Raw genomic sequence first — 16,232 nt, 5'->3', positions numbered from 1 at the left:
GGGGCCGCCGTGGGGCCCGGGCCGGTCCCGGCCGCCGGGTCCCGTCGTCTCTCAGCGGGTTTCGGTGACCTTGGCCAGGGAGCGGGGGGCGTCCGGGTCCTGGCCGCGGGCGATGGTCACCTCGTAGGCGAGCATCTGCAGCGGCAGGATCTCGAGGATCGGCTGGACCTCCTCGGCGACCCCGTCGGTCGGCAGGGCGAAGCCCGCGGCGGCCTTGTCCACCTCGGCCTGGCTGCCGACGACGACCAGGTCGGCGCCGCGCCCGCGCAGGCGCTCCAGCACCGGCTGCAGGGCCTCGCCGCCCTTGCCCTCGGTGACGATCGCGATGACCGGCGAGATGTTGTCGACCATGGCCAGCGGGCCGTGCAGCAGGTCGGCCCCGGAGTAGGACAGCGCCGGGATGTAGCTGGTCTCCATCAGCTTCAGCGCGGCTTCCTTGGCGGTGGGGTAGCCGTAACCACGGGAGGTGAGGACCATGCGCTCCGCGAAGCGGTAGCGGGCGGCGAGCGCCTTGACCTCGTCCTGGCGGGCCAGGACGGAGTCGGCGAGCTCGGGTAGGACCTTGGCGGCCGCGCCGTCGCCGCCGCGCAGACCCTCGACAAAGAGGTAGAGGGCCAGCAGCTCGGCGGTGTACGTCTTCGTGGCGGGCAGGGCCTTCTCGGGCCCGGCCAGTACGTCGATGTGGAACTCGCTGACCTCGGCGAGCGGGGAGTCGGCGTTGTTGGTCACCGCGAGGGTGATCGCGCCGGCCGCGCGGGCGGCCTTGGTGGAGGCGACGAGGTCCGGGGAGCCACCGGACTGGCTGACGGTGATGACCAGGCAGTCGGTGAGGTCGGGCTGGGCGCCGTAGGCGGTGGTGGTGGACATGGAGGTGAGGCCGCAGGGCTTGCCGAGCTGCACCTCGAGCAGGTACTTGGCGTACAGCGCCGCGTTGTCGGAGGTACCGCGGGCGGTGAGCAGGACGAAGCGCGGGTTGCGCGCGGCGATCTGCTCGGCGACCTCGCGGATCTTGGGAGCACCCTCGGTGAGGATGCGGCGCAGCACGGCGGGCTGTTCGGCCATCTCGCCGGACATGATCCGGCCCGGCTGCTCGCTGTGCTGGGCCGACGTCGTGGCGGACATGCTGGGTGCCTCCAGGTGGCAGTTCTATGCGGTTCGTGTGAACCGCGGGCGTCAGCGTCCGGCGTGGGTGCCGGTGATGACCTCCGCGGCGGCCCGTCCGCAGACGCGGGCGGCCCCATGAGTCGCGATGTGCAGCGCTCCGGTGGGCGGCGCCTGCGGTACTCCCATCTCGACCACGACGGTGTCGGGCCGGGCGGCGATGAGAGCGGCCAGGGCGTCGGCCATCCAGGGGTGCCGGTGAACGTCGCGTACCACTGCGACGATCCTACGATCCGCCGCCTCGCGGAGCACATTTGAGATTATTGCGGGCGTACCGGTCTCGGCGGCCTGAGCTGCGCTGAAGCCGCCGGTGTCGGTCCCGGGGAGCAGCCGGGTGAGTTCGGCGGCCACGCCCCAGGGGGTCTCGTCGCCCACGGCGATGTTGGCGACCGGCGTGAAGGCCGCCACGTAGGCCGGCGTGCGCAGCGGCTCGTAGGGTGCGCTGCCCGCGGTCGTCCGCAGCGCCCGGCGGGCGGCCCGCAGCCCGACCTCGGGGTCGGCGGCCGTCCGGGCGGCCGCGGCCGTCAGGTACGGCGCTGCCGTGTCCGTGCCCGGTGCGGCCTGCCGGGTCCACTGCGAGAGGGTGCGGACCCGGGCGGCGGCCTCGGCGAGGCGTTCCTCGGGGAGGGCGCCGGAGCGGACGGCGCGTACGAGGGCGTCGCGGAGGCGGAGGACGGTGTGCTCGTCGGCGAGGCCCCCGCCGACGCAGATGGCGTCGGCGCCGGCGGCGATGGCGAGCACGCTGCCGCGTTCGATGCCGTAGGTGGCGGCGATGGCCTGCATCTCCACGGCGTCGGTGACGATCAGGCCGTCGAAGCCGAGGCCGCCGGCCGCGACGGGCGCGCGGAGCAGTCCGTGCAGGGCGGCCGGGCTGAGGGTGGCGGGCAGGTCGTCGTCCAGGGCCGGTACGAGGATGTGGGCGCTCATGACGGCTTTGGTGCCGGCCGTGACGGCGGCCTGGAAGGGGACGAGTTCGCGGGTGTGCAGCGTGTCGAGGGCGGCGTCGATGCGGGGGAGGTCGTGGTGGGAGTCGACGGCGGTGTCGCCGTGGCCGGGGAAGTGCTTGGTGCAGGCGGCGACGCCGGCGGCCTGCAGGCCCTGGACGTAGGCGGCGGTGTGACGGGCGACGAGGTCCGGGTCGGAGCCGAAGGAGCGTACGCCGATGACGGGGTTGTCCGGGTTGGAGTTGACGTCGGCGCTGGGGGCCCAGTTCAGGTTGATGCCGCAGTCGGCGAGGCGGCGGCCGAGTTCGCGGGCGACGGCGTGGGTGAGGGCGGGGTCGTCGACGGCGCCGAGGGCGAGGTTGCCGGGGAAGGAGGAGCCGCCGCGTACTTCGAGGCGGGTGACGTCGCCGCCTTCCTCGTCGATGGCGATGAGGATGCCGTCGGTCTCGGCGCGGAGGCGGGAGCTGAGGCCGGCGAGCTGTTCGGGGCTGTGGACGTTGCGGCCGAACAGGCCGACGGACGTGAGGCCCTCGCCGAGTCGGCGCAGCAGCCAGTCCGGCGCGTCGGTCCCGGTGAAGCCGGGCTGGAGCACGGCCAGCGCGTCGCGGGTGAGGGTGTCGGCGGAGCGGGCGAGCGTCGTCATGGAGCTGCGTGTCCCTTCGCTGCGCAGGAGCGGGCAGGCGGGCGGGCGGCGGTACGGCCGGGGGCGGGCCGTACGGGGCCGGGGGCGGACCTCATCAGACCGCATTCCGGCGGCACCGGACCGGAGGCAGGCGGGATCCGGTCGCGGAACGGCGGGGTCGGCACCCCACGGGTGCCCGTGCTCGTGGCGGTGTCGCGGTACGGCAGGGTCGTCCCCGTCACCCCTTCACCGCCCCCGCCGTCAGTCCGCCGACCGCCTTGCGCTGGAGGAAGAGGAAGAGGAGCAGGATGGGAAGGGCGAAGAGGGAGGCGGCGGCCATGGTGGCCCCCCAGTCGTCGCCGAAGTTGGTCTGGAAGCCGGAGAGCCAGAGGGGCAGGGTCTGGGCCTCGGTCTGCTTGTTGAGGACGAGGACGAGGGGGAACTCGTTCCAGGCGGTGATGAAGCCGAAGAGCGAGGTCGCCATCAGCCCGGGGGCGAGCAGCGGCAGGATGACCTTCACGAAGGCCTGGGGGCGGGAGCAGCCGTCGACCATGGCGGACTCCTCCAGCTCCTTGGGGACGGCCGCGATGTAGCCGCGGAGGGTGAGGATCGTGAAGGGCAGCACCATCACCATGTAGAAGAGGGTGAGCGGGACCAGACTGTTCAGCATGGCGCCGTCCCGGACGATCATGTAGATCGCGATGACCATGACCTCCCAGGGCGCCATCTGGGCGATCATGAAGGTGACGATGATGCCGCGGCGTCCCTTGAAGCGCATCCGGGCGATCGCGAAGGACGCGAGCAGGGCGATGACGAGGGACATGCCGACGGCGAGGACGGTGACGGTGACGGAGTTGCCGACGTAACCCCAGAAGTTCGGGGCGCTGACGGCGGTCCGGAAGTGTTCGAGGGTCGGGGCGAGCGGGAACCACACCGGGTCCTCGCTGATGATGTCACCGGTGGGCTTCAGCGCCGTGCTGAACATCCAGTAGACGGGGAAGAGGAAGCCGGCGGTCAGGAACAGGGCCGTGGCGTTGGGCCAGATGCGGCCGAAGAGGGTGCGCTTCATCGCTCGTCCTCCTCTTGTCGGAGCACGATGCGGAGGTAGTACGAGGTGAGCGCGAGCAGGATGACGATGGTCAGCAGGGAGATCGCCGCGCCCATGCCGTAGTGCTGGTTGCCCATGCCCTCGATGAAGGCGTAGACGGGGAGGATCTCGGTGAGCCGCTCGGGGCCGCCCTCGTTGATGGCGAACACCTGCGTGAAGGCTTTGAAGACCCAGATGACTTCGAGGAACGTCGTCGCGTAGAGGAACGGCCTGATGAACGGCAGCGTGACGGAGCTGAAGCTCTTCCACACGCCGGCGCCGTCGAGGGCGGCGGCTTCGTAGAGCTCCTTGGGGATGGTGGTGGTCGCGGCGTAGAGGTTGATCGCGACGAAGGGGACGGACTGCCAGACGATCAGGACGATGACGACGAAGAAGGTGGAGAACTGGCTGCCGGTCCAGTTGAAGTCCGCCATGGAGTGCCAGCCGAGGCGGTCCAGTACCCAGTTGACGACACCGAACCGCTGGGCGAAGAGCCACTGGTAGACGGTGGTGGCGGCGATGGGCGGCATGGCCCAGGCGAGGACGAGGCCGAAGAGGAGCGTGAGCCGCATCCGGGGACCGAGCCGGGCGAGGAGCAGGCCGGTGAGGGTGCCGACGACCATGATGAGGAGGACGTTGGCGGCGGTGAAGAGGAGGGAGCGGACGGTGACCCGCCAGAATTCGGCGCTGCCGAGGATCTGGCGGTAGTTGTCGCCGCCGTTCCACTCCGTGACGTGCTGGATGAGCTGCCCCATGTTGAGGTTCTGGAAGGACAGCACGCCGTTGGTGACCATCGGATAGCCGAGGAGGACCACGGTGACGGCGAGGGCGGGGAGCAGCAGGAGGTACGGCGCCCGGCCGGCCGTTCGCCGGCGTGGCCGCTGCGATGTCCTGGGCGGGCCGCCGTTCCCCCGCTTGCGGGCGGTCCCGGGCGGGTCCGCGGTGCGTCTGCTCTGTACTGACATGGCTGCCATCTCGTTCGCGCCCTCCCCGGCGACGCACCTGCCGGGGGACGTGAGCCGTCCCCCGGCAGGTGCCGGTGCCTACTGCTGCTGGCTGAGCCGCTTGTTGAATTCGCCCTCGACCTGCCGGGCGGCGTCCGCGGCGCTCTTTCCGTTCAGGACGGCGGTCATGTACGTCTTGACGGGGTTGGGCGGGTTCTCCACCGCGCCCCATTCCGGGATGAGCGGGGTGGTGCCGCCGCCGGCGACGGCGGGGACGGCCGCCTCGCCCGCGGGGTTGCCCTTCAGCGCGTCCTGCAGCGACTCCTTGTTGGGGATGACGCCGCCTTCCTCGGCGAGCTGCCTCTCGTACTTGTCGGAGAGCGCGATCTTCAGGAACTCCTTGGCGAGGTCCTGCTTCTGGCTGCCCGCGGCGACGGCGAGGTTGGAGCCGCCGAGGAAGACGCCTTCGGGCGTGCCGGCGGTCTCACCGGGGATGGTGAAGTAGCCGATGTCCTTCTCGATCTTCGGGTTGGCCTTGACGGCGATGCCGGATTCCCAGCCCATGCCGATGAACGCGCCGGTCTTCCCCTTGGCGAAGACCTCGCCCTGCTGCGGGGTGGCCTCGTCCTTGTCCTTGGGGGCCTTGCTGAAGGACTGGTACTGCTTGTAGATGTCCATGGCCTTGGCGACCTTGGGGTCGGCGAGGTTGGAGACCCACTTGCCGCCCTGCTTCTTCACCAGGTCGGCCTTGGTGCCGATGGTCAGGCCGTCGAAGAAGTACCAGTTCTGGCCGGGCAGGTAGATCGGCTCGGCGTCGGTCTTCCGCTGGATCTGCTCCAGGTCCTTGAAGAACTCGCTGCGGGTCTTCGGCGTGTCCTTGATGCCGGCCTCGGCCCAGATCTTCTTGTTGTAGATGACGACGCGGTTGGCGGCGAACCAGGGGGCGGCGTACTGCTTGCCCTGGTAGACGGCCGACTTGTTCAGGGACGGCGTCCAGTCGGCGCCGATCTCCTTCTTGAGGTCGTCCAGTTCGGCCAGGCCCGAGGTCTTGGCGTAGGCGGGGGTCTGGGTGTTGCCGACCTCGATGACGTCGGGCGGGTTCTCCTCGGAGAGCGCCGTGGTGATCTTCTGCTGAATGCCGTTCCACTTCTGGATCTCGATCTTCAGCTTCGCACCGGTCTTCTTCTCGAAGGCCGCCTTGACGTCCTTCGTCCAGCCGGGCGGTGTGGAGCCGTCCATGGCCCATACGGTGAGCGTCTTGTCGTCCGCCCCCACCGAATCGCCGGACCCGCAGGCCGCGACACTTACCAGCATTCCCGCGACTGCCGTCGCCGCGATCAGCCCACGCTTCACAGCACACTCCCCTAATGGCTGGGTGTGGTCTTTAATGGTTTAGACCAGTGCCCGCAGCTTGGCCTAGACCTTTAGGGGTGTCAAGAGGTGTATAAGAGTCGCAGTCGGCTCCGTTACCGGACCGACATCCGGCAGGTGTGGACCTGCGGGGGAGCATCGGCACCCCACCCGTGCCACGATGTGAGCCGCTACGCACGGAGGAGCCGGTGACGACAGCACGAGTGGAGTCGGAAGGGCGGACCATGGAGACCGACGGGGCCGGCGCGGAGTCCGGCGGCGGAGCCGCGCGCACCGCCCGGGTGCCCAAGTACTACCGGCTCAAGAGGCACTTGCTGGAGATCACCGAGACCCTGCCACCGGGCACGCCCGTACCGCCCGAGCGCACCCTGGCCTCGGAGTTCGACACCTCGCGGACGACCGTACGGCAGGCCCTGCAGGAACTGGTCGTCGAAGGACGGCTGGAGCGCATCCAGGGCAAGGGCACCTTCGTCGCCAAGCCCAAGGTCTCCCAGGCCCTCCAACTGACCTCGTACACCGAGGACATGCGCGCCCAGGGCCTGGAGCCCACCTCGCAACTGCTGGACATCGGCTACGTCACCGCCGACGACCGGCTGGCCGGGCTGCTGGACATAGCGGCGGGCGGCCGGGTGCTGCGCATCGAACGGCTGCGGCTGGCCAGCGGCGAACCGATGGCCATCGAGACCACCCACCTCTCGGCCAAGCGCTTCCCGGCGCTCCGCCGCAATCTGGTCAAGTACACCTCCCTCTACACCGCGCTCGCCGAGGTCTACGACGTCCGCCCGGCGGAGGCCGAGGAGACCATCGAGACCTCCCTCGCCACCCCGCGCGAGGCCGGACTCCTGGGCACGGACGTGGGCCTGCCGATGCTGCTGCTCTCCCGGCACTCCCTGGACCACCAGGGCCGCCCGGTGGAGTGGGTGCGCTCGGTCTACCGCGGCGACCGGTACAAGTTCGTGGCCCGGCTGCAGCGGCCGAACGACTGACCGCGGCGGCCGGACGGCCGGCGGTACGGCGGGGCCCCGGCGGCCCGTCCGGCGGGGCGAACGGAACCGCTCATCCCCGTCACCCGGGTTATCCACAGGGTATGGCGCACGTCACAGCACCTGCCCTACCGTCCTTCCGTCACCGTCGGAACGGGAGGCCGGCCAGTGCGTACGACATCACTCCGAACGATCGTCATCTGGACAGCGGTAGCGCTGATCGGCGCGGCCGGCTGGACCCTGCTCGCACTGGGCCGCGGCGAGGAGGTGTCGGCGGCCTGGATGGTGGCCGCAGCGCTCGGTACGTACGCCATCGCCTACCGCTTCTACTCCCGCTTCATCGCCACACGCGTGCTGCGGGTCGACAAGACCCGCGCCACCCCGGCCGAGCGGCTGAACAACGGCATCGACTTCCACCCCACCGACCGCCGGGTCCTGCTCGGCCACCACTTCGCGGCCATCGCGGGCGCGGGCCCGCTGGTCGGACCGGTGCTCGCGGCACAGATGGGCTACCTCCCCGGCACGATCTGGATCATCGCCGGAGTGGTCTTCGCCGGTGCCGTGCAGGACATGGTGGTGCTCTTCTTCTCCACCCGGCGGGACGGCAAGTCACTGGGCCAGATGGCGCGCGAGGAGATCGGTCCGTTCGGCGGGGCCGCCGCGCTGCTCGCCGCCTTCGCCATCATGATCATCCTGCTCGGCGTGCTCGCGCTGGTGATCGTCAACGCGCTGGCCGCGTCGCCCTGGGGCACGTTCTCCATCGGCATGACGATCCCCATCGCCCTCCTCATGGGTGTCTACCTCCGCTTCCTCCGCCCCGGGCGGATCACCGAGGTCTCCCTCATCGGCATCGCCCTGCTGCTCCTCGCGCTCGTCGGCGGCCGCTGGGTCGCGGAGTCCTCCTGGGCCGACACCTTCACCCTCCAGCCGAAGACCCTGGTGATCTGGCTGGTCGCGTACGGCTTCATCGCCTCGGTGCTCCCCGTGTGGACCCTGCTCGCGCCCCGTGACTACCTCTCCACCTTCATGAAGATCGGCACGATCGGGCTGCTGGCCCTGGGCGTGGTGATCGCCCTGCCGACGCTGAAGATGGACGCGGTGACGGACTTCGCGAGCCGCGGCGACGGCCCGGTCTTCGCCGGCTCCCTCTTCCCGTTCGCCTTCATCACCATCGCCTGCGGTGCCCTGTCGGGCTTCCATGCGCTGATCTCCTCGGGCACCACGCCGAAGATGGTGCAGAAGGAGACCCAGATCCGGATGATCGGCTACGGCTCGATGCTGATGGAGTCCTTCGTCGCGGTGATGGCGCTGGTGGCCGCGTCCGTCATCGACCCCGGCCTGTACTTCGCGATGAACGCACCGGCGGGTGTCATCGGTGACACGGTCCAGTCCGCGTCCCAGGCGGTCGCCCAGTTCGGTTACGCCATCTCCCCCGACCAGCTGGCCGCGGCGGCCAAGGCCGTGGAGGAACAGACGCTGCTGTCCCGGACGGGTGGCGCGCCGACGCTGGCCGTCGGCGTCTCGGAGATCTTCTCCCAGGTGGTGGGCGGCGCCGGGATGAAGGCCTTCTGGTACCACTTCGCGATCATGTTCGAGGCGCTGTTCATCCTGACGGCGCTGGACGCGGGCACCCGGGTCGGCCGCTTCATGCTCCAGGACATGCTGGGCAACGCGTACCGGCCGTTCCGGGACATCAGCTGGAAGCCGGGGCTGATCCTCAGCAGCGCGGCCGTGGTCGGCCTGTGGGGGTACTTCCTCTGGGTGGGCGTCCATGAGCCGCTGGGCGGCATCAACCAGCTCTTCCCGATCTTCGGCATCTCCAACCAGCTGCTGGCGGCGGTCGCGCTGGCGGTGTGCACGACGCTGCTGGTGAAGTCCGGCCGGCTGAAGTGGGCGTGGGTCACGGGCGTCCCGCTGGCCTGGGACGCGGTGGTCACCCTGACGGCGAGCTGGCAGAAGGTGTTCTCGGGCGACCCGAAGGTGGGGTTCTTCACGCAGCGCGCGATCTACCAGGACGCGATCGACGCGGGGAAGGTGCTGCCGCCCGCGAAGTCGATGGACGACATGCACACGGTCGTCACCAACTCCACGGTGGACGGCGTGCTGTCGGCGGTGCTGGCCCTGCTGATCGTGGTGGTGATCGCCGACGCGGCCCGTATGTGCATACGCCATGTCCGCACACCGGACGCGACGCCGCTGAAGGAAGCACCGTACGTCGCTTCACGCATCGTGGCCCCCGCAGGGCTGATAGCCACACGGGAGGAGAAGGCGGAACTGGCCGCAGCCACAACCGGGGACGGCCACGAGGGGGCGCGGACATGACGGGCCCGGAGCGGGCCGCACGGATGACGGGGGCAGCGGGTACGGCTTGGGACGCGGACGATGCGCATACGGCCCGGGCGACGGACGCAGCGCGTGCCGCGTGGGCGGCGGACGTACCGCGTACGGCTCGGGAGACGAGGGGAGCGCGTATGGGAGAGGTGGCGCGGATGCCGGGCCGGAGGTCTCGGTGGGGGGCCGCGGTGGCGCGGTGGGGGCGCGGGGTGCGGTGGTACGTACGGGAGTTGACCGGTGAGTCGGCGTACGAGCGGTATGTCGGGCATCTCCGTCGACACGATCCCGACGCCCCGGTGCCCAGCCGCCGGGAGTTCGAACGCCGTCGCACGGACGCCCGGGAGGGCGACCCCCGCGCGGGCTTCCGCTGCTGCTGAGAGAGAGGGGGGTGCGGGGAGGGGGTGGGGAGGGGGCGGGGCGGGGGGGAGCCCCCCGAAGGCCCAGCTCCCAGCCCCCGGACGCCCCCCGCCCCCACCCCGAAGCCCCACCCGCACTCCACCCCCGAAGCCCTGCCCGCACCCCGCACTCCGCACCCCGCACCCCGCACCCCCATGCAACCCCGCCCGTCACCCTTCCCGGCCCGAACCGTGTCCGTACCGATATGCGGACAGTGGGTGACGTCAACTGCCCCTGGCGCTTAGATTTCCGGCCATTGCACAGATGATCGCCAGGGACGGAGTAGCGGATATGACAGAGCCAGCCGAAACACCCGGATCCGGGCCGATCGTCACGCCCACGCGTGTGGTGGCCGGCCTGTGCCTGCTCGCTCCGTTCGTGGCGATGCTGTGGGTGAGTTCGTACGCGAAGGTCGAACCGACCCTGATCGGCATCCCGTTCTTCTACTGGTACCAGATGCTGTGGGTGCTGATCTCGACGGCGCTGACGATGGTCGCGTACAAGCTCGTGCAGCGTGAGCAGCGTGCGCTGCGCGCCCGCAAGGACGGGGTGTCCGAGTGATGACCCTGGCAACAGAGACGCTCGGAGCGCAGGCTCCCGTCGGCCACGCCCTCGCGGCGGACGCGGCCGGCGGCGTGAACGGCATCGCGCTCGCCGTCTTCGTCTTCTTCTTCGTCGCCGTGACGATCATGGGCTTCCTGGCCGCGCGCTGGCGCAAGGCCGAGCAGTCCGACAACCTCGACGAGTGGGGCCTGGGCGGCCGTAGCTTCGGTACGTGGGTGACGTGGTTCCTGCTGGGCGGCGACCTCTACACGGCGTACACCTTCGTGGCGGTGCCCGCGGCGATCTACGCGGCAGGCGCTGCCGGCTTCTTCGCCGTGCCGTACACGATCCTCGTCTATCCGCTGATCTTCACGTTCCTGCCGCGGCTGTGGTCGGTGTCGCACAAGCACGGGTACGTCACCACCTCGGACTTCGTGCGCGGGCGCTTCGGTTCCAAGGCCCTGTCGCTGGCCGTGGCGCTCACCGGCATCCTCGCCACGATGCCGTACATCGCGCTGCAACTCGTGGGCATCCAGGCCGTTCTGGACGTGATGGGCGTCGGCGGCGGGGAGAACACGAACTGGTTCATCAAGGACCTGCCGCTGCTGATCGCCTTCGGCGTGCTGGCCGCTTACACCTACTCCTCCGGGCTGCGTGCGCCCGCGCTGATCGCGTTCGTCAAGGACGGTCTGATCTACCTCGTCATCGCCGTGGCGATCATCTACATCCCGATCGAGCTGGGCGGCTTCGAGCACATCTTCCACGTGGCGGGGGACGCCTTCGCGGAGACCAACCCGGCCACGGGCAAGCCGCGCGGAGAGCTGGCGAGCGGTCCGAACGCGCAGTGGGCGTACGCGACGCTGGCGCTCGGCTCGGCGCTGGCGCTGTTCATGTACCCGCACTCGATCACGGCGACGCTGTCCTCGCAGAACCGCAACGTGATCCGCCGCAACACCACCATCCTGCCGCTGTACTCCCTGATGCTCGGCCTCCTCGCGCTGCTGGGCTTCATGGCGATCGCGGCCGGCATCAAGGTGCAGAACGGGCAGCTGGCGATTCCACAGCTGTTCGAGAACATGTTCCCCGACTGGTTCACGGGCGTGGCGTTCGCCGCGATCGGTATCGGCGCGCTGGTGCCCGCGGCCATCATGTCGATCGCCGCGGCGAACCTCTTCACCCGCAACATCTACAAGGACTTCCTCAAGCCGGGCGCGACGCCCGCGCAGGAGCACAAGGTCGCCAAGCTGGTGTCGCTGCTGGTGAAGGTCGGCGCGCTGGCGTTCGTCCTGACGATGGACAAGACGGTGGCGATCAACTTCCAGCTGCTGGGCGGCATCTGGATCCTGCAGACCATGCCGTCGCTGGTCGGTGGCCTGTTCACCCGCTGGTTCCACCGCTGGGCGCTGCTCGCCGGCTGGGCGGTCGGCATGGTGTACGGCACGGTCGCGGCGTACGGCGTGGCGAGCCCGACGCAGAAGCACTTCGGCGGCTCGAACGCGGAGATTCCCGGTATCGGCGAGATCGGCTACATCGGCCTGACCGCGTTCGTGCTGAACGCGCTGGTCACGGTGGTGCTGACGGTGGTCCTGCGGGCCGTGAAGGCGCCGGCCGGGGTCGACGAGACCTCGCCGGAGGACTACACGGCGGACGCCGGTGACAAGGGCGTGCAGGTGGAGCTGCCGCCGGCCACGGCGGGATCCGCCCACTGACCCCGCCTGTGTGCGTGAGGCCGACGGGCCGCCGGTGGAAACCGGCGGCCCGTTGTCGTTGCCCGGCTGCACCACGGCCGCCCTGCCAGGGCACCCGCGGGCCGTGACCATCCGTACGTACCGCGGCACGCAGAGCAGTACACACAGCAGTACACACAGCAGTACACACAGCAGTACGCACAGCAGTACGCACAGCAGTACGCACAGCAGCACGGCGACACAAGATATGGGATTGGTCGCGAGGGGCGACACAAGATGTATGCTCGTCCTCGCTGTCGCCGCAGGGGAATCCGGTGCGAATCCGGAACTGTCCCGCAACGGTGTGCTGAGTGGGTATCTGCGCACTCAGCAAGTCCGATGACCTGCCGACGGTACGCCCGTAGCCGTCCCGGTGCGGGCGTCGAGACGTCCGGGCTCCGTGGGTTGGGCCGGTGGACGCTGCGTGGTGTGCCCGCGTGCCCGGCAAGGCGTCCGGCGCGGCTGCCCGTACGCCTCCGTCACCCCTCCTCCGGCGCCGGCCGAGTGAGGAGAGCACAAGGTGACCATCGCGCCCGCGGAGTCAGCACAACAGGCGCAGTCAGCACAACAGGCCCAGTCGGCACAGGAGGCCCGGCCGGCGCCCGCGCAAGGCCACGACGGCCCCGGCGCGGCCCTGCTGCGCACCCTGACCGACCTCACCGCTGACCTGCCGGCCACCGACCCGGGCAAGGTCGCCGCGGCCGCGCTGCGCGGCCGGCACGCCGGCTCGGACGAGGCGGAGCTGCGGGAGCTGGCGATGGAGGCCGCCGCCGGTCTGATCGGTGACGAGCCGCAGTACTCCAAGCTGGCCGCGCGGCTGCTGACGGCCGCGATCGCCGAGGAGGCCGCGAGCCAGGGCGCGACGGGGTTCGCCGCGTCGGTCGCCACGGGCCACCGTGAGGGCCTGATCGCCGACTCCACGGCCGCGTTCGTGAGCACGCACGCCGCCGCGCTGGACGCGCTGGTCGACGAGGCGCTCACGGACGGCGCCGACGACCGGTTCGGCTACTTCGGCCTGCGCACGGTGTACTCGCGTTATCTGCTGCGTCACCCGATCACCCGGAAGGTCATCGAGACGCCGCAGCACTTCCTGCTGCGGGTGGCGTGCGGCCTGGCCGAGGACCGCTCCGCGCGGGCGCTCGCGGACGTCGCCGAGCTGTACGGGCTGACCAGCACCCTTTCGTACCTCCCCTCCTCCCCCACGCTGTTCAACTCCGGCACCCGTCATCCGCAGATGTCCTCCTGCTATCTGCTGGACTCGCCGCTGGACGAGCTGGACTCGATCTACGACCGGTACCACCAGGTCGCGCGGCTCTCGAAGCACGCCGGCGGCATCGGTCTGTCGTACTCCCGGGTGCGTGCCCGCGGTTCGCTGATCCGCGGCACGAACGGGCACTCCAACGGCATCGTGCCGTTCCTGCGGACGCTCGACGCGTCGGTCGCCGCGGTGAACCAGGGCGGTCGTCGCAAGGGCGCGGCCTGCGTGTACCTGGAGACCTGGCACGCGGACATCGAGGAGTTCCTGGAGCTGCGGGACAACACGGGTGAGGAGGCGCGGCGGACGCACAACCTGAACATCGCGCACTGGATCCCGGACGAGTTCATGCGCCGGGTCGAGGCCGACCAGGACTGGTCGCTGTTCTCGCCGGTGGACGCGCCGGAGCTGGTGGATCTGTACGGCGCGGAGTTCGACGCCGCGTACCGGAAGGCGGAGGCCGCGGGGAAGGCCGTCAAGGCGGTGCCGGCCCGGACGCTGTACGCGCGGATGATGCGGACGCTGGCGCAGACCGGCAACGGCTGGATGACCTTCAAGGACGCCGCCAACCGCACCGCGAACCAGACGGCGGAGCCGGGCAGAGTCGTGCACTCCTCGAACCTGTGCACGGAGATCCTGGAGGTCACGGACGACGGCGAGACGGCCGTGTGCAACCTCGGGTCGGTCAACCTCGCGGCGCACCTCCGCGACGAGGCCGCCGGCTGGGAGGAGGCGATGGACTGGGCGAAGCTGGACGCCACGGTCCGTACGGCCGTGACCTTCCTCGACCGCGTGGTGGACATCAACTTCTACCCGACCGAGCAGGCCGGCGCGTCCAACTCGCGCTGGCGTCCGGTGGGCCTGGGCCTGATGGGGCTCCAGGACGTCTTCTTCCGGCTGCGGCTGGCGTTCGACTCGCCCGAGGCGCGTGAGCTGTCCACCCGGATCTCCGAGCGGATCATGCTCGCGGCGTACGAGGCCTCCGCGGACCTCGCGGAGCGGCACGGGCCGCACCCGAACTGGTCCGCGACGCGCACGGCTCGCGGTGTGCTGCACCCCGATCACTACCCGAACGCCGAGCCGCGCTGGGCGGACCGCTGGGCCGCGCTGCGCGCCCGTATCGCGGAGACGGGCATGCGGAATTCGCTGCTCCTCGCGATCGCGCCGACCGCGACCATCGCGTCCATCGCCGGCGTGTACGAGTGCATCGAGCCGCAGGTCTCCAACCTCTTCAAGCGCGAGACGCTGAGCGGGGAGTTCTTGCAGGTCAACGCGTATCTGGTGGAGGACCTGAAGAAGGCGGGCAGCTGGGACGCGCGGACCCGTGAGGCGCTGCGCGAGGGCAACGGCTCCGTGCAGGACGTGCCGTGGATCCCCGAGGAGATCCGCGCGCTGTACCGCACCGCCTGGGAGATCCCGCAGCGCGCGCTGATCGACATGGCCGCCGACCGCACGCCGTACCTGGACCAGAGCCAGTCCCTGAACCTGTTCATGGCGGCGCCGACCATCGGCAAGCTCAGCTCGATGTACGCGTACGCCTGGAAGCGCGGCATCAAGACCACGTACTACCTGCGGTCGCGTCCGGCGACCCGGATCGCGCGCGCGGCGTCAGCCGCTGATGTCAGCGCCGCGCGCGGTACGGGCGCCACCGCCACCGCCACCGTCCCCCAGCAGGCGGCCGATCCGGAAGCGATCGCCTGCTCCCTGGAAAACCCCGAGTCCTGCGAGGCCTGCCAGTAATGCCCAATCCGTCGCCCGACCACCACTCCGCAACGACGGCGCTGCGCGCCGTCGCCCCCACCACCGGAACCGCCGCCGCACAGACGCACACGGCCGCCCCCGGAGCCGTGAAGAACCTCCTCGACCCGGGCTTCGAGCTGACCCTGCGCCCCATGCGGTACCCGGACTTCTACGACCGCTACCGCGACGCGATCAAGAACACCTGGACCGTGGAGGAGGTCGACCTCCACTCCGACGTGGCCGACCTCGCCAAGCTGTCGCCGGGCGAGCAGCACCTGATCGGCCGGTTGGTGGCGTTCTTCGCGACCGGCGACTCGATCGTGGCGAACAACCTGGTGCTGACGCTCTACAAGCACATCAACTCCCCCGAGGCGCGGCTGTATCTGAGCCGTCAGCTGTTCGAGGAGGCCGTACACGTCCAGTTCTACCTGACGCTGCTGGACACCTATCTGCCCGATCCGGACGACCGCGCCGCCGCGTTCGCCGCCGTCGAGAACATCCCCTCCATCCGCGAGAAGGCGCAGTTCTGCTTCAAGTGGATGGACTCGGTGGAGGAGATCGACCGGCTGGAGACCAAGGCCGACCGGCGCCGTTTCCTGCTGAACCTGATCTGCTTCGCGGCGTGCATCGAGGGGCTGTTCTTCTACGGCGCGTTCGCGTACGTGTACTGGTTCCGCTCGCGCGGTCTGCTGCACGGGCTCGCGACCGGCACGAACTGGGTCTTCCGCGACGAGAGCTGCCACATGGACTTCGCGTTCGCCGTGGTGGACACCGTGCGCGAGGAGGAGCCCGAGCTGTTCGACGCGGAGCTGGAGCAGCAGGTCACCGACATGCTCAAGGAGGCCGTGGAGGCCGAGCTGCAGTTCGGCCGTGACCTGTGCGGGGACGGCCTGCCGGGCATGAACACCGACTCGATGCGCGAGTACCTGCAGTGCGTCGCCGACCAGCGGCTGCGGCGCCTCGGCTTCGCGCCGGTGTACGGCTCGGAGAACCCGTTCTCCTTCATGGAGCTGCAGAACGTCCAGGAGCTGACGAACTTCTTCGAGCGCCGGGCCTCCGCGTACCAGGTCGCCGTCGAGGGCTCGGTCGCCTTCGACGACGACTTCTAGGAGCCCGGCCTTCCAG

The 16,232-nt window shown here is 70.1% G+C and carries 12 protein-coding genes and 1 riboswitch; of the genes, 7 read left to right on the top strand and 5 right to left on the bottom strand.

Going from position 1 to position 16,232, the window contains the following annotated elements; translation table 11 throughout:
• Positions 1 to 51: 51 nt before the first annotated feature.
• From AAC944_RS24275 to AAC944_RS24255, 5 genes are all read right to left on the bottom strand, one after another.
• Positions 52 to 1,122: an SIS domain-containing protein gene (locus tag AAC944_RS24275; RefSeq protein WP_030620790.1), complete on the bottom strand. Its 1,071-nt coding sequence runs from the start codon at positions 1,120 to 1,122 to the stop codon at positions 52 to 54.
• Positions 1,123 to 1,173: 51 nt separating this feature from the next.
• Positions 1,174 to 2,748: a glycoside hydrolase family 3 protein gene (locus AAC944_RS24270; RefSeq protein ID WP_030620787.1), complete on the bottom strand. Its 1,575-nt coding sequence runs from the start codon at positions 2,746 to 2,748 to the stop codon at positions 1,174 to 1,176.
• Between the two features lie 217 nt (positions 2,749 to 2,965).
• The gene (locus AAC944_RS24265; RefSeq protein ID WP_030620784.1) at positions 2,966 to 3,796 is read right to left on the bottom strand and encodes a carbohydrate ABC transporter permease; all 831 of its coding nucleotides are present in this window, start codon (positions 3,794 to 3,796) and stop codon (positions 2,966 to 2,968) included.
• On the bottom strand, positions 3,793 to 4,779 hold the full coding sequence (locus AAC944_RS24260) for a carbohydrate ABC transporter permease (RefSeq protein WP_030620782.1): 987 nt from the start codon (positions 4,777 to 4,779) through the stop codon (positions 3,793 to 3,795). Before AAC944_RS24260 ends, AAC944_RS24265 begins: the two co-directional genes overlap by 4 nt.
• A 78-nt stretch (positions 4,780 to 4,857) precedes the next feature.
• Positions 4,858 to 6,111 carry an extracellular solute-binding protein gene (locus AAC944_RS24255; RefSeq protein WP_030620780.1) on the bottom strand — a complete coding sequence of 418 codons (1,254 nt, stop codon included), beginning with the start codon at positions 6,109 to 6,111 and terminating at the stop codon, positions 4,858 to 4,860.
• 242 nt (positions 6,112 to 6,353) lie between these two features.
• Between AAC944_RS24255 and AAC944_RS24250 the strand changes: the two genes are divergently transcribed.
• From AAC944_RS24250 to AAC944_RS24220, 7 genes are all read left to right on the top strand, one after another.
• Positions 6,354 to 7,115 carry a GntR family transcriptional regulator gene (locus tag AAC944_RS24250; RefSeq protein ID WP_030620778.1) on the top strand — a complete coding sequence of 254 codons (762 nt, stop codon included), beginning with the start codon at positions 6,354 to 6,356 and terminating at the stop codon, positions 7,113 to 7,115.
• Between the two features lie 165 nt (positions 7,116 to 7,280).
• The gene (locus AAC944_RS24245; RefSeq protein WP_030620776.1) at positions 7,281 to 9,434 is read left to right on the top strand and encodes a carbon starvation CstA family protein; all 2,154 of its coding nucleotides are present in this window, start codon (positions 7,281 to 7,283) and stop codon (positions 9,432 to 9,434) included.
• Positions 9,435 to 9,601: 167 nt separating this feature from the next.
• Positions 9,602 to 9,823 (top strand): YbdD/YjiX family protein, encoded by a 222-nt coding sequence (locus AAC944_RS24240; protein ID WP_051872189.1) that lies wholly within the window; start codon positions 9,602 to 9,604, stop codon positions 9,821 to 9,823.
• Positions 9,824 to 10,133: 310 nt separating this feature from the next.
• A complete protein-coding gene (locus tag AAC944_RS24235; protein ID WP_051872068.1) occupies positions 10,134 to 10,403 on the top strand; it encodes a DUF3311 domain-containing protein in 270 nt (89 codons plus the stop codon).
• Between the two features lie 74 nt (positions 10,404 to 10,477).
• Entirely contained in the window at positions 10,478 to 12,094 is a 1,617-nt protein-coding gene (mctP, locus tag AAC944_RS24230) for a monocarboxylate uptake permease MctP (protein WP_030619317.1), read from the top strand.
• A 253-nt stretch (positions 12,095 to 12,347) separates the two neighbouring features.
• Positions 12,348 to 12,478, top strand: a riboswitch (cobalamin riboswitch).
• Between the two features lie 154 nt (positions 12,479 to 12,632).
• Positions 12,633 to 15,107, top strand: coding sequence for a ribonucleoside-diphosphate reductase subunit alpha (locus AAC944_RS24225; protein ID WP_030619320.1), 2,475 nt, complete (start codon positions 12,633 to 12,635; stop codon positions 15,105 to 15,107).
• Entirely contained in the window at positions 15,107 to 16,216 is a 1,110-nt protein-coding gene (locus AAC944_RS24220) for a ribonucleotide-diphosphate reductase subunit beta (protein ID WP_051872071.1), read from the top strand. Before AAC944_RS24225 ends, AAC944_RS24220 begins: the two co-directional genes overlap by 1 nt.
• Positions 16,217 to 16,232: the final 16 nt, after the last annotated feature.

This window comes from Streptomyces sclerotialus (assembly GCF_040907265.1).
In the GTDB taxonomy this organism is placed as follows: domain Bacteria; phylum Actinomycetota; class Actinomycetes; order Streptomycetales; family Streptomycetaceae; genus Streptomyces; species Streptomyces sclerotialus.
Note: the sequence above shows the minus strand (reverse complement) of the source record. Positions and strands in the feature narration are given on the sequence as shown.

Coding starts and splice junctions, on each gene's coding strand:
- AAC944_RS24275 (WP_030620790.1), bottom strand. CDS start 1,122: ATGTCCGCCACGACGTCGGCCCAGCACAGCGAGCAGCCGGGCCGGATC.
- AAC944_RS24270 (WP_030620787.1), bottom strand. CDS start 2,748: ATGACGACGCTCGCCCGCTCCGCCGACACCCTCACCCGCGACGCGCTG.
- AAC944_RS24265 (WP_030620784.1), bottom strand. CDS start 3,796: ATGAAGCGCACCCTCTTCGGCCGCATCTGGCCCAACGCCACGGCCCTG.
- AAC944_RS24260 (WP_030620782.1), bottom strand. CDS start 4,779: ATGTCAGTACAGAGCAGACGCACCGCGGACCCGCCCGGGACCGCCCGC.
- AAC944_RS24250 (WP_030620778.1), top strand. CDS start 6,354: ATGGAGACCGACGGGGCCGGCGCGGAGTCCGGCGGCGGAGCCGCGCGC.
- AAC944_RS24240 (WP_051872189.1), top strand. CDS start 9,602: ATGCCGGGCCGGAGGTCTCGGTGGGGGGCCGCGGTGGCGCGGTGGGGG.
- AAC944_RS24235 (WP_051872068.1), top strand. CDS start 10,134: ATGACAGAGCCAGCCGAAACACCCGGATCCGGGCCGATCGTCACGCCC.
- AAC944_RS24220 (WP_051872071.1), top strand. CDS start 15,107: ATGCCCAATCCGTCGCCCGACCACCACTCCGCAACGACGGCGCTGCGC.